This is a genomic window from Enterococcus sp. M-BR2 (assembly GCF_056612775.1).
Genome location: NZ_CM152743.1, coordinates 232674 through 257789, shown reverse-complemented (window position 1 = coordinate 257789; position 25116 = coordinate 232674). Strand labels below are relative to the sequence as shown.

Sequence of the window (25116 nt, the reverse complement as noted above, 5' to 3'; positions counted from 1 at the left end):
ACGCTTTTTAGTTAGTAGTTTTCAGTTTTTTTATTATAAAAATAGCATTTCACATAATAAAAGACCGTGATGTTTCTCACGGTCTTTTTTCTACTCTATTGCGATTTGCTCTCTTAGCTAGTACTTTAAAAGCTAACTCATTGAGATAGTGAAAACGTGGGGTATATTCAGCCAAAAATCCAAAGTTTTCAACTGCTAACTGTGGAATCGTGGTTTTTTGTTTCACGATATCAGCAAGCAAGTTCAAATCTGATAATAAAAATTCTTGGCTTATCAGCTGTCCGCCAATGATTTCTAATGTATCTGGATGATAGATCAGCTTTGCATTTACTGTTTTATTTTCTTCATAGTATTGTGGAAATAGGTCAAACTCTCCTGAACAAGAACAGGCACTTTGTTCCAAAAATGGTGCTTCGTCTTCTGTCAACCCAACAGTTCCTAAAAAGTGGTCGGTAATGACCGTTGCTGTTATCTTTTGTTTGAGATCATAAGCAGTCGGCTGCTCGCACAAAGTCAACGCTACCGCTCTCGCCATATGTACAGCTCGAGTAACTAAGGGCAAAAAGAGATGCCGTTCTTTTTTGTCAAAACTGACTGGAACGATATCGCCAATCGCATAGATATCCGAATCACTTGTCTGCAGGTATTCATTGACCATCACAGTGTCGTCCTCATACAATGCCACTTTGTCTTTTAACAATGACGTATTTGGACAAGTTTGAGCAGAAAAAATGACGATATCTGCCTTCAGTGTTTGAGACAAAAGTTGTACGGATACTACTTCTTCTCCTGATTTTTTCCAATCAATCAAAAATTCATTTGGATGAAAGTTGATTTGCTTGTTTTTCAGCTGATTTTGAAAACTGCCAATCATATCTTTATCGAAATATCTTGATAAAACATTCGGCATGTAATCAACTAAATGAATCATATGTCCCTTATTTCTCAAAGCATCTGCTAATTCTAACCCAATATAACCAGCACCAAAAATCACTACTTCTTTTGCTTCTTTCAAAGCGGCAAGTACTTGTTTAGATTGCACTAGATTTTTATAGGTGTAGACATTTTCAGCTTCAATTTGTTTATATAAAGTAGCAGGAGATGAACCTGTTGCCACGATTAGTTTATCATAGGTTAGGGTTTCTTTTTTTCCTTCCTCAGAAGTGAGGATGAGCTGATGCTTGTCTGGATCAAGTTCAGTTACTCTCCATTCGGTGATCAGTTTTGCACCACTTGCTTGAAGAGTCCGCTCGTTGTTTGCAGCTTCAGCTAAACTATGTATCTTTCCTTTTAAATAAAGATTGATCCCATTTGAAACATAGCCTAATCCATCTTTGTGATTTTCATCGATCAACAGAACTTCTGCCTCCGGTTGAAGTTTGCGTAGATTTAGGGCAGCGGTGATGCCTGCATGGGAAGCACCAATGATCACGATTTTCATGTTTTATTCATCCTTAAATTCAATTTTTCTAAATAGCATTCTTTTAAAAATTGGTTCAAATAGGGAAAATCATAGTTAAATTCATTACTCGTAAATACAAAAACTTTAGCGGACTTCTGTGACGGGTATTCTTTCAATTGGCTAGTCAAAATAACATCATATTGCTTGTCTTTCTCGTATTCCACTAAATCATATTTGATCGTATTCAACAACTGTTCTTGAATGATTTCTTTCACGATATCCGCCATTAGCCTTTCGTACGGAAGATCATAAGCAATTTGCAAACGCAATTCCAATTGCTTGATTAGCGTTCGTAAAATAGATGCATAGCGAGCAAATAATTCAAAACGGGCATTTTCCTCGTCTGCTTCAGTAAAATCCACAATAGCAAATGTTTGTCTGACCAGCCTTTCACATAAAACAAGGAATTGTTTATCTTCTACTTCAGTTAACCGTTGTTTCAATCCTTCTTGACCAAAAATATTCATCCATCCTCTAAAATAGGCAAAATGAGCGTGATTTTGCATCACTGTTAACGCAATCTTTTGCGAAATCTCTTCTGGAAAAGCATAGAAAGAAAAATATTCTTCTATCGATTGTTTAAACGTTCGATTCAATTGAGCCACTACGTCATCTTAGTATTTTTCGCTTATCAAAAATTCCTGAACATGTGAATTATGTGTATCTAATGTAAAGTTACTGATCATGAAAAGATAAAAAACCAACGTTTCGTTTTGATCCCAAGGAAAGGCATATTGAAAGAAATAACGGGTCAAAAATGTATGAAGCTCCAATAAAAATTGTGTCGTTTGAAACAATCCAACAGGAAGATTACTATAATCTGGTTTGGCTTTTTTCGTACAGCGCATCCGTTTCTTCATAATGGAAAGCCATATTTCAAATTTCAGTCGCCCTTCTTCTGTAATGGCAAAACTGAACTCTTTTTGTAGCAGATCTAAAAAAGTGTTTCCTGATAAATCGCTGTATTCTTTTTTATTTTCAAGGTAGGGGCGACCAAACCAAAATAATTGAAAATAGAAATAGCGGATTTGATTTTCTGGGCCAGTCAAACGCCCGCTTTTTATTTTCAAATGAAACTCTTTTAAAGAATCATTTAATTCCTTCACTCTACGCGACAAAGTAGCCGAACTGATATTAAGTTCCATAACAAGTTTCTGCCGATCAAATGAGCCATATTCTAACAGATAAAGAAGGATTTGATATTTTGTAGAATAGCGCAAATAGCAATGATAATAAACATCGATAGCTGCTATATTGCCATGTCTGATCAATAAAATGTATCCTTCTTGGATAACGATTTCCAGTTGTTCGATGTTTTCCAAACTAGCTTGTAAATAAAATAAATCTTCTTTCAAGGTAGACCGATCGATTGATAAGCGGGCTAGTACGTTATTAACAGAGATCTCTCCTTTTTCCTCTAATAAAAGTTGAAAAAGTTTGATTTGCCGTTGTTCATTTTTTTCAAGCAAACTGAAAAGTTCCAAGTCCACTCCTCCAAGCATTTCTGATTTTAACAGCAGAAGTTTCCTTCTCATCCTTGAAAAAGAGGATCTGCGACAGTTGTCACAGATCCATACAAATTCTGATCACTTAGCTGATTGGCCCAGCTGACAGTTCCCATGTGATCGTGCCTTGATACCTCACGCCAGGTTGAGCGTTCGTACTGCTATTTACCTCTAAGAGTAAACCATCGGTATCGGGAAAGTCAACGAGAACCTCTCCTTTAGCTGTGCCATCACTTTGATAAATCATCGTGTTTTGTCCTTGTTGGATCAATTGCTTTGATCCAGCATGATTAAAGTACAATTTTGTTCCGCTTAATTCTTGACCTTGATCATTCTTAAATGAAGAAGTCAATGTACCTGTCAGTTGCCAAGGAGACGTGCTTGGAAGCCGAGTATCCCGTACATCAAAAGAAAAATCGCCTTTTGCTTCATAATAACTTGTCTTCAACGGTTTGGGGAGATCGTTGCCAAATGTAAAATCATCTGGTACATCAACTAATGTCAATTCTTGTTTGGGGATAAGAATTGTTTTGGAAGATGTTTGGACAACTGGATTAGGAAGCTTAACACCATCTGCTAATGTAATATTGCTAGAAAGTACAGCTGCCTTTGTCGGTATGCTGACAGATTGCACAGAAGTATCTACAGTATTTAATTGATAGTTGTAAGTAAGATGAATAGTATCGCCGACTTTGCTCAATAAATCTGCTGGGACAGATACTCCTTGTTGAACGCCGGTATCTGCGACAGTTGTACCATTTAATTTTAAGATACCATTGATATAAGTAGTATTTTCTGGAAGTGAGATCGTGATTTTTTTGTCGGTGATCGCATCCCCAGATTTTGTCAACGTGAATGTCACATTTTCTTGTATCGTATCCCCTGATAGTGCAGATAATGGGGTTCCTTCATCCGGTTGTCTGCTAAGATTTTTTAGCTGGCTGTCTGCACTCACTGATGGAAAATTAGCCACTGTTATTTGGGGAAGAGTGGTGATTCCCGCTTGTTCAGAATGCCATTTGTACGCAAAAGAAGGATACAGGTTAGTAAGTACATCGTCCACCAAGCGATAATCAAAATAATATTGCCCTGAAGCCAATGCAGGTAGTGTAGAAGTAGCTGTAGTTGTGCCGCCATTATTTGATGAGATCGTTTGGAAAAGTTGATCTGTCCATCCTGCCGCTAATTTTTGGGTTCCTTTCGAATAAAGCCTGTAATGGATCGACCCCGTTTTTAATTCAGTTGCTGACCAATTGGCCATGACTTGGTACGGCGCAGGAGAAAGGAGCTTTCCCCACTGACTATCAGCTGTTAAATTTGTTGGTAAAACCGTACCGTCTAGCTTATACTGCTCCAATACCTTTAAAGCAACGGGAGAAAGCAATCCACCTTGCGCATCTTTCCCGCTATATACAATATTGGTTGACTGATTCAATCCACTTGTGCTTGCTGGAGTATGAGTCAGCGCTGCTCCTTGTGTGACGTTTTTTCCTGTAAAATAATTGACTACACGATCAAAGCGAGTAGACGGTAATTGATCAAAACGTCCTTCAGTCAACCCCATCGTTAGTGTTCGATTATTGGTTGAGCCTGGAAGGTTCTGGTTATTCCCATCCACGTATTCTGTAGTATCAGCAAATGTATTATATTTTCCTGTTGAATCACTTGGTGAAATGTAACTATTCCACGTATTTATCTCTGCACTTGCAGAAAATGCATACGCTCCTGGATTCAATTTTCCACCAGTTAATTTAGGATAAAATCTACCTGCAGCTGGAGCTAAGATCGAATTGAACATACGATCTTGGATAATATTATTCGAGTCATAAAAATCAACAGAAAAAATAGCTTTTTTAGATATAGAAGGTTGTAATTTACCTTTGGTCAAAATTTTGTTTGGACTCGTATCATATTTATCTCCGTTTTCTGTCATCTTCGCGACATTAGCTGTAATATCAAATTGAAGCGGGACATCGTCAACATTGAACTCGCCTCGCGTAATAATAGCGATGATATCTGGCAGGAGAGTATTTGTATCCCACGAACCCATCCCAAAACGTAAAGTATGGCTTCCTGCTGATAATAAACTTCCGCTAGTAACCTTGATGGGGGCACCGGCAATATACAAGTAGGCGTTGTTCCAGTCAATTGCTTTTAATACATCACTGCTTGATACATGTTCCGGTAAATTAATGATTGCAACGAAGGCAAAACCTTGTGCAGTGATATTCACCAAATCAAGTACATTTGTTAGTTTCACATGACTTTCCCAATGAAAACGGACCGTGCCACCTTTCCAAGGATCATTTGAACCATCGTTTAAATAAGTAGCAGTCAATTTAGGCAACTGGTTAGCCCCAGTTAGTTGGACAAGCTTCCCGCCATTCACTGCACTACGTCCACCATTTGGAGGTACGATATTTTCGTATGTGTACGGATCATAAGAAATGGTAGGAGGCGTTGCTCCAACAGCTTCTGCCGAAGGTGAAAAGATAAATATACTTAAAACAAAAAGCGAAGTAAAAAAGAAGGAGCGAAAAAATGTAAATTTATTTTGTAGCAACATGTTCATCCTCCTTTTCCTTTCTTCTCCATAACAACAACCACACAAGAAGCCATAATTCTATACCAATGATCAAATAAAGAAAACGGATCCTTTGTTCATTCGTCTCCGGAAATACGCCATGTTGATTAGCCTCTTTATAAATCGATGGCTGTGTCTGCTGTTTTGATGTGCCATTGACTGAACCACTTGGATGCGGAACTGGACTTAGATCATAAAATGTAATCGTGCCTGAACTTTTGGTATCTGCTTGGACTGGCTCTTGCCAGCTGAAGAACAGCAAACTTGCAATAATCCCTCCTAATAAGATTGATGCTTTCAACGAAATCACCTCATCGTGTTGTTTCTCCTTTTTTCTTTTTCTTGTGGATCCACAAAAACAGCAAAATCAACAGTAATACAAGAACTGCAGCAACCAATCCTGCATAAAGCCATGGGAAAGATTGTTCTTGTACTGCAAAAACGGAATTTTCATTTACTTTCTGTGCTTTTTCTTTTTTGATCGTAAAGTTTTGTGTAAATCGCCATTCATTACTGTCACCTGATTTTGCTATGATTTCTGCGCGGTAATCGCCGGCTTTTGCTTTATCACCAGCTAAATCAAGATTCAAGTGAAAATTCGAATTTGGTGCAACTAAAAATGCATTAGACGTATTTTCAATATAAAGCTGATTTTCATAATAGATCTTGCTCGTAAATATCAAATTGCTGATAATCGTAGGCTGAGGATTTTGGAAACGAAGCTGGACAGTGGGCTTTGCATTGACCTCGTTCAAATCTCCTGATAAAAGTTTCAGATCCGGTTCTATCGTCTCTTGACTTTCTTGTAAAACGACTGCGAGATTATAAGCAATACGATTTTTTATTTGTGCACCTTCTGTAGCATTTTCTGTTTCAACTTCTTCTTTAGGTGAAACATGAATACCCGCTAATACACGTCCCTTAAAGCTTTTAGCTGGGATTTTTACTTCTACAGGTACAGTTGTTTCAGCATGCGCTGGTACATTGACTTCCTTTATGGCAACGGTCAAAACGTCACGGACATCAAATGGCAAGGTCCCATCTAGCGTTGGATTTTTTTGACTATAATCGATCGTTCCACCATCACTCGTTACCGCCGGATTAACAGAGACCTCAAATGTTCGTTCTTGATCTAAAGAATTGCTGATAATTACTTCCAGTGTCTGATTTTGTTCCGGTGCCACTAATAAATCAAAATAACCGATTGCTTTATCTATTTGATTCTCTGGAAATACCGGTTTGATCCCAAAGTCTCCTGCTGAATCCTCTGCTTGACTGATTGACGGAAAAATGAAAAATAGACTTAAAATAGAAAAAAACGAAACAAACAGTCGTTTACTTTGATTCATTGTCCACCACATTCTTTCAACAACAACTGCGGTAAAAAGATTCTTCACCCATAGTATTTTCACCGCAGTTTGTTGAATTCATTTCATATTCTATGCTACTGGGCCAGCCACGAGGTTCCAAGTCAAATCAGCCGTGAATGTTCCAGCTGCTGCTTTAGGTACTTTCAGCGTGATATTTGCTGGATCATAAACAGAAAGCCATGTTCCTAGACCTTGGTCTTTTGCTGCTGTAAATATTGGTGTCGCTGCACTTGCTTTACTCAATCCAGTCACAGCTTGACTAGTTGGTGCAGTGGCTTCGTTATCTGAGGTACTTTTCACAGTGGATGTCCCAAAATCCAATTCAGCCCCTTGCAAAACTTGTGAACCGTTTACAAAATCTGAAACCGAAACTGTCACGTTCCATCCTTGCGCTTGCCCGTCTGCACCTACACCTCGACGATCTGATACTTGAAGATAAGGTGTATCATTTTTTGAAGCGTCTATTTGATATGTTTTTGTTCCGCTTTCAATCTCGTGTGTACCAAACGGCAATTCGGGCACTACATCCAGTGTTAAAGGACCTGTCTGGCCAGTTCCTGGATTTTCCGGATCTGCCGGCTCTACTGGTTTAGAAGGATCATCAGGATCAATGGGTACGACAGTATTTGTTGGCTCAGTAAAGGTAATATCTCCTTTTGAAGTTGCTTGACCTTCAGCAAAAGCTGGGGTTGCCAAGCCGCCTAGAAGAAGTGTTGAAAGTAATAATGTCCCAATCATGTTCTTTTTCATAATAAATCACTCCTTTTTCTTAGTGACCTAAGTATAGTAGAGACAGCATGCAAAAAATCCTCATGAATTCATCCGCTTACTTGAAATTCTGACCCTTTTTGTATAAAAGAGAAAAAAGCAATAAAATCGTTTACATGAATATTCTTATTTTTTTATTAAGTATGAAAAAACATTTCAATTTTCTTTTTTTCATTTCAACTTATTCTATTAATGCTTCTCTGACCCATACAAATAGGAGTACGGCATCAACTGCCGCACTCCTATTGTTTTCGTCATTTGTATCTTAAATAAAACGATTCTCACGCAATTTTATTTTTTTGATATCTTCTACTGTTTGTGTTCCAGCTAATTGCATGACCATTTCCAATTCTGTTTTAAAGAAATCAAACACTTGACGGACTCCTGTGCTTCCTCCTAAAGACAATCCATAAATAACGGGTCTGCCAATAGCAACAAGATCTGCACCTGATGCGATTGCTTTGAAAACATGCTGTCCGCGTCGTACACCGCTGTCAAACACGATTGGTACACGTTTATCTACTGCTTCTGCCACATATTGCAACGAATCAAACGCTGCTGGACCACCATCTAGTTGACGGCCGCCATGATTAGATACCCAGATTCCGCCAGCACCAGATTCTAATGAACGATAGACATCTTCTTCTGACTGGACACCTTTCACATAGACTGGCAAATCAGAATGAGCAGCAATAAATTCTACATCTTTTGGACTAAGCTTCTGTTTGGAAGATTTGTACACAGCATCCATCGTTTGGCCTACTCCTGATTGATAAGCCTGAACGATCGGCATTGGCAGTGGGAAGGTAAACCCATTTCTGCGGTCTGTTTCACGGTTTCCGCCAACTGTTGCATCCGCTGTCAATACGATTGCTTTTGCTCCATTACGCTTGGCCACTTCAAGAATATCCAAATTGATCCCATCATCTTTGCTCATATAAAATTGAAACCATTGCGGTGCTTTCTCCCCGCCTGCTTCTCTTATCTCTTCTAATGTACAAGAAGCGTAAGAACTTGCTGTATAGATCGTCCCAAAATCTGCTACACCTTTTGCAGAAGCTTTCTCCGCCTTCACATGAGCTAAGCCATGAGCAGCAACTGGTGCCATGATGATTGGTGCAGTCAGCGTTTCTTCGTCAAAATGTGTAGTTGTATCGGGTAATTCTACATCTCTTAATACATGAGGAATAATCAGCTGATGATTGAATGCCCGTTCATTTTCTTGATAAGTAAATAAGTCGCCAGCACCACTGCTGATGTAACCATAACCACCAGCTGGAATCACTTGTGAAGCGGCTATTTCTAAATCTTCCATATTGATAAAATCCACTATTCCTTCATTTGTACCTGCTTGATACGTTTTTTCCATTTCAATGCCTTCCCTCTATAAAAAATTGAATGAATAATATGATAGCGTTTACACATTTTATATTACTCTTCCGTATTGATACAGGCAAATAATCTGTTTACATTTCAGTCATTCCAGTTGTTACTACTCTGAAAGAAATGTTTAGAACACAAATAGATAAAAAACGATGGGACTTTGACAAAAGTCGTGTCAAAGTCCCTTTTACGAAATACTGTGGATGCCTATTGAAATAAGTGCGGGTTGTTTCTTTGTGTTTCAATCGTTTCTTGCCATTCTTCGTTTAATTTTGGATTACCGTTTTCTTCCTTGAACGCATAAGGTCCCAATCCAAAAAGCTCAGTTAGTATTTGATTCACGATTCCATATAGCTCGGTGTGATCGGACACATGATTATTGAAGATCATCTCATTATCACCACGTTTGAATCTCACATTCGGGCTCTCATGATGAACCTCTATGCAGTTTTCCCCTTTTTTTAACTGACGGATTTCTGAAAACATCTCATAAATATCTTCTCCAATAAAACCTTCAGCAAGCGCCAGACTGTCCACAAGACCGCCTACTGTCAACTCAGAGATTATCGCTTTGTTGGCACCAAGCTTTAATGTATAGCTTGTTGCTTCTACTACGCCGCATGCATTGCAACCACCTTCTGATAGTTCGCTTTTTCTGATCAATTGAACTTCTTTCATTTTCTGATCCTCCTCTTAGTTTTCTACTTATGTATTTTTTATCACCTGACGTAAGTGAACTTTATCGTCACGATCACGTGATTTATTCTTCAGAGATTCTATTTATTAACATATCTTTTATTCTTCTACTTTTCTTTCTTTAGCATATAAGAGATACGCATAGTAATCAAGCAAGGATTGTTGATATAAAAAGAACAAATACCGCTATTTTGATTTCTTTTGACTCTATTACTCATATAAATAAAATTTATTATACCTGCTCTTTTTGACTATATCCTCATCTGACTCCTATACTTCGTTTGTATTAAAACTTAGGAGGAATCATTCATGCTTACAGGGCTAAACTTATTAAATAATCCTTTTCTAAATAAAGGAACAGCTTTTACAAAAGAAGAACGGGCAAAATACGGAATCACTGGTATGCTTCCAAGTACTGTCCAAACATTGGAACAACAATCTGTCCAAGCTTACGGTCAATACTTAAGCAAACAGACCGATTTGGAAAAACGTATCTTCTTAATGAATCTATTCAATACGAACCGGACATTGTTTTATAAATTGATGGGCGAACATTTAGTTGAATTCATGCCTGTCGTTTATGATCCTGTCGTTGCGGATTCAATCGAACAATACAACGAAATTTTCTTGAAACCACAAGATGCTGCATTTCTTTCAATCGACGAACCAGAAAATATCAAAGCAAGTTTGAAAAACGCAGCAGATGGACGCGACATTCGTTTGATCGTTGTGACAGATGCAGAAGGAATCTTAGGTATGGGTGACTGGGGTGTGAACGGTGTTGACATCGCTATCGGTAAATTGATGGTCTACACTGCTGCGGCTGGTATCAATCCTGCACAAGTCTTGCCTGTATCGATTGACGCTGGTACTAATAACGAAGAATTATTGAATAATCCATTATACTTAGGGAATCGTCATGCTCGTGTAGAAGGCGAAACTTACTACGAATTCATTGATCAATTCGTTCAATCAGCTACTGAATTATTCCCAGAATTGTTATTACATTGGGAAGATTTTGGACGAGGAAATGCTGCAACGATTTTAGAAAAATACGAAGATAAAATCACTACTTTCAATGATGATATCCAAGGCACAGGAATCGTTGTACTAGCTGGTGTATTAGGTGGATTGAATATATCAGGTGAGCAATTGAAAGATCAAACGATCTTGACATTTGGTGCTGGTACTGCTGGTGTAGGTATCGCAAACATCCTTTTAGATGAAATGATCCGTCAAGGTGTACCTGAAGAAGAAGCACGCCAACATTTCTATCAAGTAGATAAACAGGGTTTATTGTTTGAAGATACAAAAGGGTTGACTCCTGGTCAAATCCCATTCGCTCGTAAACGCTCAGAATTCACTAATGCTGATGAATTGACAAACTTAGAAGCAGTTGTAAAAGCAATCCATCCAACGATCATGATCGGTACTTCTACCCAACCTGGAGCATTCACTGAAGAAATCGTGAAAGAAATGGCGGCTCATACCCCACGTCCAATCATCATGCCTTTGTCTAATCCAACAAAATTGGCAGAAGCAAAAGCAAAAGATTTGATTGAATGGACGGACGGAAAAGCTTTAGTTGGAACAGGTATCCCTGCTGCTGATGTGGAATATAACGGTGTAACTTACCAAATCGGTCAAGCAAATAATGCGTTGATGTACCCAGGTTTAGGGCTTGGTTTGATTGCTTCAACAGCTACACGAGTAAATGCTGAAATCATTTCTCAAGCTAGTCGAGCATTAGGCGGAATCGTTGATGTAACAAAACCAGGAGCAGCTATCTTGCCTCCAGTAGCAAAAATCACTGAATTCTCTCAAACGATTGCTGAAACTGTCGCAAAATCAGTTGTTGCACAAAAATTGAATCGTGAAGAAATCACGGATATCAAAGAAGCTGTTGAATCTGCTAAGTGGGTTCCTGAATATAAATCTTTAGAAGATTAAGATTGTTATAGTAAAAGAACATACAGAAACTTTGTATGACGTCTAAAAAGAAAAAAGCGACTGCGGCAAAACAGCAGCCAGCCAACTACTGCTCTTTTGCCGCTTCTCTTTGGTTTTTTTCATACGATACAGAATAAGAAAGGATCTGTAAAAATGGCACAAAAAACAACAACTGCAACTGCAGTTGAGGAAAAGAAAAAAGAAGGGTTTTGGTCAACAAAAATTACCGGCGTAAGTTTGCCCCTTTATTTGATCATGGTCCTTGTCCTGATCATTGCAATGGCTTTAGGAAAATTACCGACGAATATGATTGGCCCAATCGCTGTTTTGGTCATTTTCGGTAATTTATTTCATTTTATCGGAACAAAAATCCCTATCGTCAAAAGTTATTTAGGTGGTGGCTCCGTTTTTGCGATCTTTGCCTCTGCCGCGATTGCTACATTTGGGATCTTACCTGAGTATGTAGTAAAATCCACAGAAAACTTTGTCAGAAATATGGGCTTTTTAGACTTTTATATTGCTGCCTTGATTACTGGTAGCATCCTTGGTATGAACCGTAATCTATTGATGAAAGCTTCTGTTCGTTTTATTCCCGTTGCACTTATTTCAATGGTCGTCTCCTTTTTTGCCGTAGGACTCGTAGGTATGCTTATCGGAAATGGTTTTGCAAATTCCGTTTTATATATCTCATTGCCCGCAATGGCTGGTGGTGTTGGAGCCGGAGCTGTACCTTTATCGACGATTTATGCAAATGTTTTAGGTACGGACGCTTCTTCTATCATTTCCCGCCTGATTCCTGCGACAGCAATGACAAATGTCCTAGCTATCATTGGTGCAGCGTTAGTTGCTCGTGCGGGACAATCAATGCCAAAATTCAACGGTAATGGTAAATTAATGGAAAAAGGCGACCTTGGCGATGGAAAACCTAGAAATGTAAAACCTTCCATTCCACAATTAGGTGTCGGTTTGATGGTATCATTGACTTTCTTCATCTTAGGACAAATCGGTAACTATTTTGTTCCTAAAGTCCATGCTTACGCATTCATGATCATTATCGTTGTTATCTGTAAAATCGCAAACCTATTACCAGAATATTACGAAGATGCAGCTATCATGTTCAACAACTTGATTGTCAAAAACTTGACAGCAGCTGTTCTTGCCGGTATCGGTATTGCGTTATTGAATCTGAATGTATTGGCTTCTGCTTTGACATGGCAATTTGTTGTCTTATGTTTGACAAGTGTTATCGCGATTTCAGTAGTTTCAGGATTTGTCGGTCGTTTGTTTGGTTTATATCCAATCGAATCAACTATTACTGCTGGCTTATGCAACAACTCGATGGGTGGTACAGGAAATGTAGCTGTCTTATCTGCAGCTAATCGGATGGAACTTATTGCTTTTGCTCAAATGGGCAATCGGCTTGGTGGTGCCATCGTTTTGATCATCTCAGGTTTCTTGATGCAATTACTTTCTTAGTCAAAAAAATACCTGATCATCAAGTAGCGGCTTGATGACCAGGTATTTTTTGATAAAAATTTACAGGATTTTCAAAAATCTTTTTTGCATTTTATCGGAATGATAACCGATGCGTTCATAAAATCGGTGTGCTTCTACTCTGTATTCTGCAGAATTAAGTCTTATCGCTGATATTCCTCGTCTTTTCGCTTCTTCTACGCCAGTCATCAAGGCCTTTCCGATTCCTTTTTTTTCAGCATGTTTAGACACAGCAAGTGCCATAATATTGAACATCGGATCGCTGAAAATCGATTCATAGGACTCCGCTTGTACATAGCCAGCTGCTTTTTTAGAAGTAGGATCTTCATAAACCAAGAAAAAATTTTTTTCTGGCTCCTTCAACAGTTTCTTCATTTGTCTCACCGTAACGGTTAATGGTACATCATACCCTAATTGTTCCGCATTGATTTCTCGTAGTGCTTCTGCATCTCCTAAACGCATTTCCCGCAACATCCAAATCACCAGCCAATTTCTATTTTTTTAAATGAATTTTTTTATCATAGTATACTCCTTTTTTCATTTAAAAAAAGACTTTTCAGTGATTTTGACTTGCTTGAATCCAGATCCTTCTAATGTTTGCAAGATGACGAAAGCATTGTAAAGATTGATCAAAAGAACCACGATGACAATCGCTTGAAAAATAAAGGTCACTTTTTTTGGAGACAAAATCCTGCTAAATCTTGCTCCCCACAAACCTCCAATGATAGCAGCGGGGATAACATAAAACAACATAGATAAATCAAAGCGCATAAAGCTACTTGTTAAAGCAATCGTTACCAATTTTGCCAGTTGAGAAAAGAAAATCGTAGATAGAGAATATAGTGTTGCTTCTTTTATTGGCAATGCAAACATCAGCATCAACAAAGAAACATTGACTGGTCCACCACCAATACCTAAAAAACTAGCTAAAAAGCCCAGAACCACCCCACATATAAGGTACCAAGTCCATGACGTCAAATGAAATTTTGGCTGATGATGCTTGGTGTAGAAGAACGCAAAAACCAAGGTCAATATCGTCAAAAAAATTTGGATCAGTTGCACATGCTTCTCGTTTTCAAATAACTGTAAAAAAACTTCGAATACAATGTTGCCGACTACTCCTCCAACAACAGCTCCACTAGATACCCAACCGACAATCTGCCAATTCAGTGATTTCCCGCTTGATACTTGTCGCACAGTCGAAACAATGGACATCGTGAATATCGCAACTGTTGAGTAAAAAGAAATCCCTGCAACAGAATGGGCACCGATAAGATCAAGAATCGGTTTGATCAACACGCCTCCACCCATCCCGGAAATAGCGCCAACTGTGTTCGCCAGAAAGATCACCACAAAATAAATCAGACCAATCATCTTGTATTTCCTTTCTCTTGTTTATATCTTTTAGCGATTTTTACTCTTTTCTTTTATTATACACTAAAAGAAACAAACGAGGCTTCAAAAGCTTTTCTACTTTTTAAGGAAAGGTAGTGCTAAACGAAAAAACCGGGCTCTACTTTTCAGAGAGTCCAGCTTTTCTTACACCTTATCGATTCTTTTGTTCTATTCTTCTTCTTCCGCCATGAATGTATTGAATACTTCTTCGATCATATCCCATTCTGCGTCTGTTTCGATTTGTTCTAACTCGCCTTCTGTTCCATCTTCGTTTTCGATGTATGCATAAGCTTGTAATTCTACATCTTCATCTTCTGAAACACCAGCTGGATATAAAAGAACATAGTTACGTCCAAATTCTTCTTGTCCGTCAACTGTTAGCAAGATTTCGTATAATGTTTCATTTCCTTGGTCATCCACCAATGTGATGTGTTCGTGTCCTTCGTGTTCGTGGGAATGGTTATGTTCTGTCATAAGATTACCTCTTTTCTTTTTATTATTAAAATAATTGCTTACCTGAGCCGTCTAAATAATTTTGTAAAATCATCACAGCTGCTAATTTATCGATGACTTTTTTTCGTTTCGCTCTTGAAGTATTTGCCTGCTCTACTAGCATACGTTCTGCCTGAACAGTGGTTAGTCGTTCATCTTGATAATCAACCGGCAAGGAGAATAGTTCTTTGATCTTCTCTCCATATAACATGGAAGCTTCTGCCCTTGGTCCGATGGAATTGTTCATATTCTTAGGTAATCCAACTACAAAACGGTCTACTTCGTACTGCGCCACTAATTCCTTCAACCGATCAAAGCCAAACTCTTCTTCTGCTTCATTGATTCGAATGATTTCTACTCCTTGAGCTGTCCAGCCAAAGGGGTCGCTCACAGCAACGCCTACTGTCTTAGAACCGACATCCAAGCCCATTACTCTCATAAATTCACTCCATGATTTGAGAGGTAGTCTTTGACAATTACTTCCATGATTTCATCGCGTTCGTGACGGCGAATCAAATTTCGTGCATCACGATAACGAGGAATGTAGGCCGGGTCTCCAGAAAGCAAGTAGCCGACAATCTGATTAATTGGATTGTAGCCTTTTTCTTCCAAAGCCCGATAAACAATCGCTAATGTTTCGCTCACTTCTTTTTTGCGACTATCGTCAAAACCAAAACGTACGGTTTCATCTGTAAAACCCATGATTCTACACCTCTTTCCCGCAAGGTAATTCCAGCTTACCTTCTACACCCTTATTTTACTCGAAGAAAGGGAAAACTACAAACAAATATTCCAAACTTCTGAATAAATTAAGAAACACGATTTGTCTGATTTTTCCTTTTTTCTGTGGCTTTTTCAAAAGCCCTCTTTCCATAAAGTATACGCTATATTTCTTTGAAAGTATGTTTTTACACAATTTTTTCATAAAGTTCATAAAAAATTCGAATTGCTGCTACTAATTTTTCGTTTTCGTTGCTTGCCCTGTCTCATAATTGATGGTGTAGCCATCTTGGACATTGTAGATAAAGATATTGAATTCAATTTTTTTGTCTTCAATGCTTTCTGCTTCCAACTGCACACCTCTTGCTACCAGTTCATTTCCCTCGAAATGAGGAGTGACACGATAGCGTACATGATGATTTGTTTCCTTGATATATGCCGCAATATCATTTTCGTGGGCAAGCATGTACGGAGCATTCAACGAACGTGTCCCTGTCATTAAGTTTTTAATGTTATTATTTTGACCAGTCAACTGGAAACCAATCAAATGGCTGCGGTTGTATAACCATTGTCCGTCACTTAATTTCTTTTGTTTCCAACCTGTCGGATCAATATACAAAGTTTCTCTCTTTTCAGTAGGAAACAAGTCTTTTCCCAACATCGCATTGGCTTGTCCTACTCTGTTCAATTTGTCTATATTTGAATAGCTTTCCCATGTCCCTTTGGAAAGACTAAGATCCTCTTTTGTAAACTCCGGCTGATTCCCATTGATTTCTATTTCTTGATGTTTTCCATCATATTCTGGCACATCCGCTACTTGAGAAGCTTGCGGTGTGGAATCAAAAATGGTTGTAATTTGTTGGAAGATATCTGAATCTTTTTGTGTGGTGGAAATACCGAGTGCCCCTGCAATCACAGCAGCGACGAACCCCACGATCGCCTTGGTTGTTTTTTTGCTCATTTCTTTACCCCTTTACTAACAGCTCCCTAAATCTTAACATATGTTCCCCCTATAAATAAATACTGGAAAGAAATAGAAACAGTAAAAAAATAAAACCAGTTTTTAGACGGCTTAAGAATACAAAAAAGAGACGGATTCATCGTCTCTACTCAATCACAAAACACTATTTACAAGGTATTTATTATCATTCAAAAAATTTTTCTTAATACTCAAAACTAAACGGCTTCTGTACGACCTCTTGGTAAACAGTGTTCAAAAGCTTGCATCTGCGGTAATAAGTCCAACCAAGTCAAAAACATAAGAAGCTTTTTTGCTTGACTATTCTTATTACTTGATGCAGGGCAGCTTTTTCACAGCCTCTTTTAAGCGGGTGACGGGAATCGAACCCGCGACATCAGCTTGGGAAGCTGGGATTTTACCACTAAACTACACCCGCGATACAAAAACAGTATACGCCTCTTTCACTCCTTCCTCAAGTTTTTTTATTCTTTACGCTTCCGATATGTTTTGTAGTAAAATAAAACTAATCAATCAATTATTGGAGAAGATGCTATGACGGGAAAAGAATTAGATCTGCTGCTAGACACTTGTCTACTCGCTGGGAAAATCATGATGGAAAGCAATGCAGAGATGTATCGGGTAGAAGATACGATGAGTCGAATTGCTTTAGCTTCTGGAAATTTCCGTTTGGTCAGCTATGTCACGCAGACTGGTCTCTTTATTGGTCTTGATCGTACCTCGACCATTCGAATGGAACAAATCACCAACCGTTCGATCAATTTAGAAAAAGTAGTAAAAGTGAATGATCTTTCACGTAAGTATGTTGCTTCAGAACTAACATTAGAAGAACTTTACAGTGAATTGCAGGCAATCGACCGAGACCGTTCGTTCTTTCCTGTCTGGTTGCAGATCGTTAGTGCGGCAGTTATCAGTGGAACGATCATGGTGTTATTCGGCGGAAAGATGACCGATTTGCCTGTGACTTTAATTATTGGTGGATGGGGATACGCAGTTTATCTGTATAGTTTGAAATTTTTTAGAATCAAATTTTTATCGGAATTTTTATCTTCTTTATTGATTGGCATAGCTGCTATCTACAGTGTTCGTTTTGGCTTAGGAAGCAATCAGGATTTAATTATTATCGGATGTGTGATGCCTTTGGTTCCTGGGGTTCAAATTACGAATGCTATCCGTGATTTGCTAGCTGGTCATTATGTGTCAGGGGTTTCTCGCGGAACAGAAGCGATGATGACTGCTACGATGATTGGTTTTGCGATTGCTTTTATTTTCCAGCTTTTTTATTAAGAAAGGAGCACGAGTATGGGCACGATATTTATTCAATTTTCTTTTAGTTTTTTAGCGACTGCGGCATTTGCCATTGTTACAAATGTCCCTAGGCGTTCATTGATTTGTTGTGGTCTTTCTGGTGCTTTCGGCTGGATGATCTACTGGATCTGTGTTCAAATGGGCGGATCTGCTGCTTTCGGTTCATTGCTTGGCTCTTTAGGAGTTGCATTCATCAGTGATCTTTTCTCTAAGCGTTTGAGAATGCCTGTAACGATTTTCAATATTCCTGGGATGGTTCCTTTAGTTCCGGGTGGTTTGGCTTATCAAGCGGTTCGGAATCTCGTTACTGAATCCTATCAAGAAGCAGCTCACTATGCGGTCCAAGCAATCATGATAGCTGGAGCAATTGCTTTAGGTCTCGTATTATCGGAAGTCTTTAACCATAACATCCGCAACTTCAAAGTAAAGCGTGATGCCATCATGTTGAAACGAAAAAAACGGCTTTTTAAATAAACGAAGTGTAAAAAAGAAAAGGTTGTGACAGAAGTGATTAGCTTCACGAAATAAGACAGGATTCACGAAAATGGTTTCTTAAATTTTTGTGAATCCTATCTTATTTTTCGAAGAAACTACTTCTGGAACACTGTTTAGTAGAAGGGGTGAGATCAGTATCTTGGTCCGAGTATTAGAGAAACAAAATGGAAGAAGGAACTTGCATGATTAACTTAAGTCTGTTTACTAAAAAGTGAGATATGATCCTTTATTTTTAATTTTTTAAAATGATTCATTCCTTATCTTTTCTTGAATAAATTTCTTTAGTTTATCAATACTTCTCTTACCCATCTCTAGTTGTTCTCCATTCGTAAACGTTACTACTTCATTTACTCGGCTAATAGATGCAATGTTTTCAGTATTAATGATGTAGGCTTTTAAATCTTTACATAAATACTCATATTCCAGTGTTTTTTTATATTTTTTTATTGTGCCGTTTATGAGTGTCTCTTCGTCTTTCAATACCAAGCCTATCTTATTTTTATAGCCTGGCATGCTCATTAGATAAAGAAACTCATCGTAATGGATATAATGATCGCTATTGCCATAACGAACAGACGTCCACTTTTTTTGTTCGCTTGTTGAACAGGCTCGTTCTCTTTTTCTTTCAATAAGTAACTTTGGATGTTTTTTTTATTTTTTTCATAAGTGAATTCTTTTATCAAATACCCGCTAGGCGTAATATTTCGGTTAATAACAGCTATTGCTTTATTCGGATGAGAGGTCAAATAAACAATTTTACACTTCGCGTTCTTTTCTCTAAGCATTTCTCCTAGTTCAATCCCGCTGTGATAAGCGTTCAAATCGATATCAAGAAAAAAAATATCCGATGAACGAATGTCATTGTTTTTGACAAATTCAACAAACTGCATGACGTTCAATCCCTTGATTATCTCGAAATTCCAAGGAATCAGTAAATTTCTGGATCCTTCCAAAATATCTTCTATCATTTTTTCAAAAACCAAACTGTCATCCAAAATAAATATACGTGTTATCATACAAATTACCTCCACTCGATATTTTACTATCAAAATCATTTCATACAACTTTTCAACATACATGTTAAGAATAAATTGTAATTCTCTTCACAATCTTTTCCAACACCTTTGAAACCGCTATTAACTACATTCAGCATGCAACTTCTAAAATAAATATCATTTTACAAAACATATCAAATAGCCAAATATCTCATACAAAAAAAGCCAGACAACCGACGTACTTACACGTCAACTGTCTGAGCTATGTTCATTTATTTTTTTCTTTTAAAAAGAACGATACACATACTGATTTTTCGGAGCAGCGACTTTCTCTGCGTTTGTCACAACTACAGATGGAATTTCACGCTTGAATGGTTGATAATAGTCCGATTGGATGGTTCCTTCTATTTTATACCACTCATCATTTTTAACCGTTACTCCTTCAGGCATATGTGTTAACAAGCCAAAGACTCCTGAATCTGCCACACAATGGATAATACCGAAGCGGAACAAGAAGACATCTGCATTGCTATCGTTCGGTGTTTGGTAAACAAATCCTTCATAGCTGATTTTTTTGCCAATGAATTCGCTAGGGTAATTATAGATCAGCTCCATGACTTCTAAATAATTTTCATCTGTGATCTCGATAGTCTGCTTATCCCCATACTTCTCTTTCAGTTCATTCATTTGGTCTAAGTAGTCTGATTTGTTGAAATAAATACTTGTATCTGGCTTTAGGTATTGCGTCTGCATCTCCGGGTCCCCTACTGATTCTTTGCTTACCGGAAAATTAAATCCTTTAGCTTCTACGATCGTAGTATCCAGACTAACTGTTGGAAACAATGTACCAACGATCACTGGCAAAGCTAGCAGTACATAAGCGATCCCACGTTGATAAGGTTTCGATAACCCATGGTCGTGATCATGATCATGCTTGTGCGTCTCTTCCTCTGCTTTTCCGTTTTTGACCCACAAATACAGCTGAACTAAAGCCAAAAGAGCGGATAAAATCATCGAAAGAATAGCTAAATAACGATAGTGGACATTGATATATTGATCAAGTTTGCCAGAGACTTGCAAATACATCATCAATTCGAAATAGCCAGATAAAATCAAAAACCGCAGCATATTTTTCCTCCTAAATAAATAATGTGAATCCAACAACGCTAAGGGCAATCAGTCCGATCAGCGATAGAATAAAACGTCCTGTAAAATATCGTTTCATCATCAATAGATTTTTGATATCGACCATTGGACCAAAGACCAAAAAGGTAGCTACAGGTGCTGTGCCGAACAGACTTAACAATGAAGACCCGATAAACGCATCTGCTTCTGAACAAAGAGACATCATAAAAGCTAATAACAGCATGATAATGATGGCTAAAATCTTTGTTGAGCCGAGCGTTAGCATCATTCTAGTTGGTAAATAAGTCTGCATCGCAGCTGCGATTAACCCACCAATAATCAAATAACGACCTGTATCAAAAAATTCATCGATTGAATGTGTCAACACATGCCCCGTTTGATGGAACAGCCGATTTTTTGGCTCATTCTTATCACTGTGTTCTTCTTCATGGGCATGATGATGGTGATCTTCGGCTACTTTAGAGGAGATTTTTTCTTTCAATACAGCGTCTTTTTGAAAATAGGCAAGCCAGACACCAATCACAAGTGCAACAAAAAAGCTGCCTATTACTCGCCAGCTTGCCATCTGCCAAGAATTGCCAAATGCGATAAACGTGGAAAAAATCACGATGGGATTAATGATTGGCGCTGTCAGCATAAAAGCAAATGCTGTGTGAACCGGCACGCCTTTTTTTACAAACTGATGAACGATAGGTACGATGCCGCATTCACATGAAGGAAAGAAAAATCCTAAGATCGAACCAGTAAAAATAGAGAATATACGATTTTCAGGAAGCCATCGCTTCACACGTTCTGGGGTCAAAAATACTTGTAAGGCGCCTGAGATAAGACAACCTAATAGTACAAAGGGCAATGCTTCGATAACGATCGATAAGAAAATCGTACTCATCTGCAAAACCGAATTGGGAATAAAAGAAAACATGAGTTTCCTCCTTTTCATTTCTAGTTCATTCGCTTTGCAAATATACGCTTTTATTCAAAAAAAAACAAGTTGCTCTGTCAATTTTTACACAACTCTTATTTTTTATCGAAGCACTTCAATTGACTTTTTCTATTATTCCCATTAAATTAAGGTCTCGTACATATCACTTCTATCACAAAAGGGAGAATGAAAATGAAACAAACCACTAATTTGTCTGAAGTTCAAGACATACTGCAACAATCATCCGTTGCCATCGTTTATCTTTCGATGCCTAATTGCAGTGTTTGTCACGCTGTTCGTCCACGATTGGAGGAGCTGCTCACCCATTATGATATTCCGGCACTTCATTTGGATGCATTCGAAACGCCAGAAGTAGCTAGCAGATTTGAAGTATTGACTGCGCCAGTTGTTCTGGTTTTTCATCATGGAAAAGAGATCTCTCGGCAAGCGCGGTTCATCGACTTTAAAAAAATCCGGCATTTACTAGATGAACTGATAGCAGAAGATGATTCTCTTTCTTATGAAGAACTCTTTCGAACAGAATAAACATTATCCAAACAGAAAAAAGCGATTGAACAAGTGAAAGTTTTGCCTTCATTTGTTCAATCGCTTTTTATTTTTATTCTGCTGTATTTTCGGAATGCGCATTTGCGTCAGAATGCAAGAAATAGATCAAGGTTTGCAATTCATTCGTCAAATCAACATTTTGGATCAATACATCTGACGGAGCATTCAATCGAGCAGCGGTAAAGTTCAAGATTCCTTTGATTCCTGCTTCCGTTAACTGATTGACTACTTCTTGTGCTCTTTCAGCGGGAATCGTTAAAATCGCTACTTCGATTTGCTGGATCTTGATTTGTTCCGACATATCTTCCATTGGATAAACGGGGATACCGTCTACGATGCGTCCAACGATTTCTTCATTCACATCAAAAGCACAACTGATACGTATGCTATTACTTTGATGGAATTTATATTTTAGTAAAGCACTTCCCAAGTTCCCTACACCAATCAGCGCAACATTTGTCAATTGATCTTCATTTAATGTCTTCGCAAAAAAGTGCATAAGATCTTCTACATCATACCCATACCCACGTTTTCCTAATTCGCCAAAATAAGAAAAATCTCGACGGATCGTTGCACTATCTACTTGAACGGCTTCACTTAATTCAGTTGAAGACACTTTTTTCTTTCCAGCATTATTTAAAATCCTTAAATAACGATAATACAAAGGCAGTCTTTTAGCTGTCGCCTTTGGAATAATATGATCTTTCACGAAATGACCTCCACGTATTGTCTAATTACATCTTTGATTTCTCCATCATAGCAGTATTTATAGGAAAAAATCAATTCCATTGCTCAGATATTGTGAAATTTTATTCTTTATTCATTTATTTATCATTTCTGCAAATCTCGCAGTATGATAGAATTTATGGTAGACTACTAATTGAAAAATAGTTTTTTATTTGAGGAGAATTCACAAAGTAGAAAAGAGGATTCCATGATATTATTACAAGCCAATCAGATTGCTCGCCATTTTGGTGCAAAAGTCTTATTTGAAAACATACATTTAGAAATCAGTACAGGCGCTCGTGTCGCTTTAGTTGGCAGAAATGGCGCTGGAAAATCGACTTTATTGAAGATCATTGCTGGAATTGAAGCACCAGATGATGGAAAGATTGCTAAAAATAAAACAGCGACTCTCGGATACCTCGCTCAGGACACAGGACTTGATTCCAATGAAACAGTGTGGAACGAGATGCTGAAAGCTTTTGAACAAGTTAGACAAATGGAACAGCGGATGCGTGAACTAGAGATTTTCATTAGCGAAGGTACGCCAGATACACCCGCTTATACTTCTTATTTAAAAGAATATGATCGGCTGCAACACGATTTTTCGGATCGAAACGGCTATGGTTATGAAAATGAAATTCGTTCCGTATTGCATGGTTTTAAATTCGATTCTTCCTTTTATGACCAGAAAATCGATACTTTATCAGGTGGACAGCGTACACGTTTAGCTTTAGCTCGCATGCTTTTGCAACACCCTGACATTTTGATTCTAGACGAACCCACGAACCATTTAGATATCGAGACGCTTTCCTGGCTTGAAAATTATCTGCAAAGCTATACCGGTGCATTACTGATTGTTTCACATGACCGTTATTTCTTAGACAAAGTAGTCAATGAAGTTTATGAACTAAGCAGAAGAAAAATGCGCCATTACAAAGGCAACTACTCGAAGTATCTAGACTTGAAAGCAGAACAGCTGACAAGTGAATGGAAGGCTTATGAAAAGCAGCAGACAGAGATCCACAAATTAGAAGACTTCGTTGCTCGGAATCTTGTTCGTGCCTCTACCACTAAACGGGCGCAAAGTCGCAGAAAGACATTAGAAAAAATGGAACGTCTGGATCGTCCTCAAGGGGATGAGAAACAAGCAAACTTTCTTTTCAGTATAGAAAAACCTTCTGGAAATGTTGTCTTGCAAATCGAAGATGCCGCTATCGGATATGATGATGTCACCTTATCTGAACCAATCAATTTGGATATCCGCCGACAAGAAGCGATTGCTCTAGTAGGTCCGAATGGTATCGGAAAATCGACGTTGCTGAAATCGATCATCCACCAGATCCCTTTTATCCGTGGCAAAGAAACGCTAGGGACAAATGTCACCATCGGCTATTATGATCAAGGGCAAGCTGATCTGCATACAAACAAGACGATTCTAGCAGAATTGTGGGATGAGCATCCTACCACTCCTGAAAAAGACATTCGAAGTGCTTTAGGTGCTTTCTTATTTTCTGGCGAAGATGTAGAAAAACCAATCCCTCTGTTAAGCGGCGGTGAAAAAGCACGGGTTGCTTTAGCCAAGCTAGCGATGAACAAAGAAAATTTTTTGATCTTGGACGAACCAACAAACCATTTAGATATTGACAACAAAGAAGTATTAGAAAATGCATTGATCGATTACGATGGCACACTGCTTTTTGTTTCCCATGACCGATATTTCATCAATCGGATCGCGACAAAAGTCGTCGAACTCTCTGAAAATGGCAGTAAAGTCTATCTTGGAGACTATGATTATTATTTAGAGAAAAAACAAGAAGAAGAAGAAATCGCCGAATTATTGGCACAAGATGAGCCAGAATCCGCTCCTGCTCCTACGAATAAATCCGATTATTACCAGAGCAAAGAACAGCAAAAGCTTATCCGTAGCCTTCAACGAAAAATCACTCAGGTTGAAGAAGAAATGACGCGGATCGATGAATGGATCGATCGGTTGGAACAAGAAATGGTCGCACCAGAAAATCTGGAAGATCACGTAAAACTCAATGAGCTGAACCAAGCTTTAGAATCAGCTAGACAAGATCAAGAAACAAAATTGTCGGAATGGGAAGAACTAAGCTTGGAATTAGAAGAATACGAGAATTAAAAGCCAATGGAAAGAG

At 38.2% G+C, this 25116-nt stretch carries 22 protein-coding genes, 1 tRNA gene and 2 pseudogenes; 6 read left to right on the top strand and 19 right to left on the bottom strand.

Annotation, left to right across the window (positions count from 1 at the left end; all coding sequences use genetic code 11):
- Positions 1–76 precede the first annotated feature (76 nt).
- The 8 genes and pseudogenes from AC1F25_RS01205 to AC1F25_RS01170 all read right to left on the bottom strand — a co-directional run bounded on the left by AC1F25_RS01205 (position 77) and on the right by AC1F25_RS01170 (position 9750).
- Complete coding sequence (locus tag AC1F25_RS01205; protein ID WP_002290904.1) at positions 77–1441, bottom strand: NAD(P)/FAD-dependent oxidoreductase; 1365 nt, start codon at positions 1439–1441, stop codon at positions 77–79.
- Positions 1438–2997, bottom strand: a pseudogene (locus AC1F25_RS01200) (helix-turn-helix domain-containing protein). Before AC1F25_RS01200 ends, AC1F25_RS01205 begins: the two are co-directional and overlap by 4 nt.
- Before the next feature lie 55 nt (positions 2998–3052).
- Positions 3053–5533 carry a WxL domain-containing protein gene (locus AC1F25_RS01195; protein WP_479994181.1) on the bottom strand — a complete coding sequence of 827 codons (2481 nt, stop codon included), beginning with the start codon at positions 5531–5533 and terminating at the stop codon, positions 3053–3055.
- Complete coding sequence (locus AC1F25_RS01190) at positions 5517–5852, bottom strand: hypothetical protein (RefSeq protein ID WP_002290899.1); 336 nt, start codon at positions 5850–5852, stop codon at positions 5517–5519. Before AC1F25_RS01190 ends, AC1F25_RS01195 begins: the two co-directional genes overlap by 17 nt.
- Positions 5853–5862: 10 nt before the next feature.
- A complete protein-coding gene (locus AC1F25_RS01185) occupies positions 5863–6900 on the bottom strand; it encodes a WxLIP family cell surface protein (protein WP_123830503.1) in 1038 nt (345 codons plus the stop codon).
- Between the two features lie 90 nt (positions 6901–6990).
- Positions 6991–7671, bottom strand: a complete 681-nt coding sequence (locus AC1F25_RS01180; RefSeq protein ID WP_479994180.1) for a WxL domain-containing protein — start codon at positions 7669–7671, stop codon at positions 6991–6993.
- Positions 7672–7954: 283 nt separating this feature from the next.
- Complete coding sequence (locus AC1F25_RS01175; RefSeq protein WP_002314634.1) at positions 7955–9058, bottom strand: alpha-hydroxy-acid oxidizing protein; 1104 nt, start codon at positions 9056–9058, stop codon at positions 7955–7957.
- A 221-nt stretch (positions 9059–9279) separates the two neighbouring features.
- Complete coding sequence (locus tag AC1F25_RS01170; RefSeq protein ID WP_002290894.1) at positions 9280–9750, bottom strand: DUF4809 family protein; 471 nt, start codon at positions 9748–9750, stop codon at positions 9280–9282.
- 327 nt (positions 9751–10077) lie between these two features.
- Here AC1F25_RS01170 and AC1F25_RS01165 point away from each other — a divergent pair, with 327 nt between their 5' ends.
- Together AC1F25_RS01165 and AC1F25_RS01160 are read left to right on the top strand one after the other, a co-directional pair.
- Complete coding sequence (locus tag AC1F25_RS01165) at positions 10078–11718, top strand: malolactic enzyme (protein WP_002295057.1); 1641 nt, start codon at positions 10078–10080, stop codon at positions 11716–11718.
- A gap of 153 nt (positions 11719–11871) precedes the next feature.
- Positions 11872–13194 (top strand): 2-hydroxycarboxylate transporter family protein, encoded by a 1323-nt coding sequence (locus AC1F25_RS01160; RefSeq protein WP_479994179.1) that lies wholly within the window; start codon positions 11872–11874, stop codon positions 13192–13194.
- A 60-nt stretch (positions 13195–13254) separates the two neighbouring features.
- Here AC1F25_RS01160 and AC1F25_RS01155 read toward each other — a convergent pair whose 3' ends face one another.
- From AC1F25_RS01155 to AC1F25_RS01125, 7 genes are all read right to left on the bottom strand, one after another.
- On the bottom strand, positions 13255–13686 hold the full coding sequence (locus AC1F25_RS01155) for a GNAT family N-acetyltransferase (protein ID WP_123830507.1): 432 nt from the start codon (positions 13684–13686) through the stop codon (positions 13255–13257).
- 63 nt (positions 13687–13749) lie between these two features.
- On the bottom strand, positions 13750–14586 hold the full coding sequence (locus AC1F25_RS01150) for a sulfite exporter TauE/SafE family protein (protein WP_225479216.1): 837 nt from the start codon (positions 14584–14586) through the stop codon (positions 13750–13752).
- A 189-nt stretch (positions 14587–14775) separates the two neighbouring features.
- A complete protein-coding gene (locus AC1F25_RS01145; RefSeq protein WP_002308458.1) occupies positions 14776–15081 on the bottom strand; it encodes a DUF1292 domain-containing protein in 306 nt (101 codons plus the stop codon).
- 25 nt (positions 15082–15106) lie between these two features.
- A complete protein-coding gene (gene ruvX / locus AC1F25_RS01140) occupies positions 15107–15538 on the bottom strand; it encodes a Holliday junction resolvase RuvX (RefSeq protein WP_002320247.1) in 432 nt (143 codons plus the stop codon).
- Complete coding sequence (locus AC1F25_RS01135; protein ID WP_002290885.1) at positions 15535–15801, bottom strand: IreB family regulatory phosphoprotein; 267 nt, start codon at positions 15799–15801, stop codon at positions 15535–15537. The genes ruvX and AC1F25_RS01135 overlap by 4 nt, the downstream gene beginning before the upstream one ends.
- 253 nt (positions 15802–16054) lie before the next feature.
- Positions 16055–16780 carry a DNA/RNA non-specific endonuclease gene (locus AC1F25_RS01130; RefSeq protein WP_479994178.1) on the bottom strand — a complete coding sequence of 242 codons (726 nt, stop codon included), beginning with the start codon at positions 16778–16780 and terminating at the stop codon, positions 16055–16057.
- Between the two features lie 365 nt (positions 16781–17145).
- A tRNA-Gly gene (locus AC1F25_RS01125) sits at positions 17146–17216 on the bottom strand.
- A gap of 116 nt (positions 17217–17332) precedes the next feature.
- Between AC1F25_RS01125 and AC1F25_RS01120 the strand changes: the two genes are divergently transcribed.
- On the top strand, positions 17333–18085 hold the full coding sequence (locus tag AC1F25_RS01120; RefSeq protein WP_002290882.1) for a threonine/serine exporter family protein: 753 nt from the start codon (positions 17333–17335) through the stop codon (positions 18083–18085).
- A gap of 15 nt (positions 18086–18100) precedes the next feature.
- Positions 18101–18580 carry a threonine/serine exporter family protein gene (locus tag AC1F25_RS01115; protein ID WP_002290881.1) on the top strand — a complete coding sequence of 160 codons (480 nt, stop codon included), beginning with the start codon at positions 18101–18103 and terminating at the stop codon, positions 18578–18580.
- Positions 18581–18841: 261 nt separating this feature from the next.
- Here AC1F25_RS01115 and AC1F25_RS01110 read toward each other — a convergent pair.
- From AC1F25_RS01110 to AC1F25_RS01100, 3 genes and pseudogenes are all read right to left on the bottom strand, one after another.
- Positions 18842–19617 (bottom strand): annotated as a pseudogene (locus AC1F25_RS01110) (LytR/AlgR family response regulator transcription factor).
- Between the two features lie 264 nt (positions 19618–19881).
- Complete coding sequence (locus tag AC1F25_RS01105; RefSeq protein WP_086307013.1) at positions 19882–20724, bottom strand: TIGR03943 family putative permease subunit; 843 nt, start codon at positions 20722–20724, stop codon at positions 19882–19884.
- A gap of 10 nt (positions 20725–20734) precedes the next feature.
- The gene (locus AC1F25_RS01100) at positions 20735–21664 is read right to left on the bottom strand and encodes a permease (protein ID WP_479994177.1); all 930 of its coding nucleotides are present in this window, start codon (positions 21662–21664) and stop codon (positions 20735–20737) included.
- A gap of 192 nt (positions 21665–21856) precedes the next feature.
- Here AC1F25_RS01100 and AC1F25_RS01095 point away from each other — a divergent pair, with 192 nt between their 5' ends.
- Complete coding sequence (locus tag AC1F25_RS01095; RefSeq protein WP_479994335.1) at positions 21857–22210, top strand: thioredoxin family protein; 354 nt, start codon at positions 21857–21859, stop codon at positions 22208–22210.
- Between the two features lie 73 nt (positions 22211–22283).
- On the opposite strand, the gene AC1F25_RS01090 is transcribed toward AC1F25_RS01095, so the two are convergent.
- Positions 22284–22940, bottom strand: coding sequence for a redox-sensing transcriptional repressor Rex (locus AC1F25_RS01090; RefSeq protein WP_002290875.1), 657 nt, complete (start codon positions 22938–22940; stop codon positions 22284–22286).
- A gap of 225 nt (positions 22941–23165) precedes the next feature.
- Here AC1F25_RS01090 and AC1F25_RS01085 point away from each other — a divergent pair, with 225 nt between their 5' ends.
- On the top strand, positions 23166–25100 hold the full coding sequence (locus AC1F25_RS01085; protein WP_119364859.1) for an ABC-F family ATP-binding cassette domain-containing protein: 1935 nt from the start codon (positions 23166–23168) through the stop codon (positions 25098–25100).
- Positions 25101–25116: the final 16 nt, after the last annotated feature.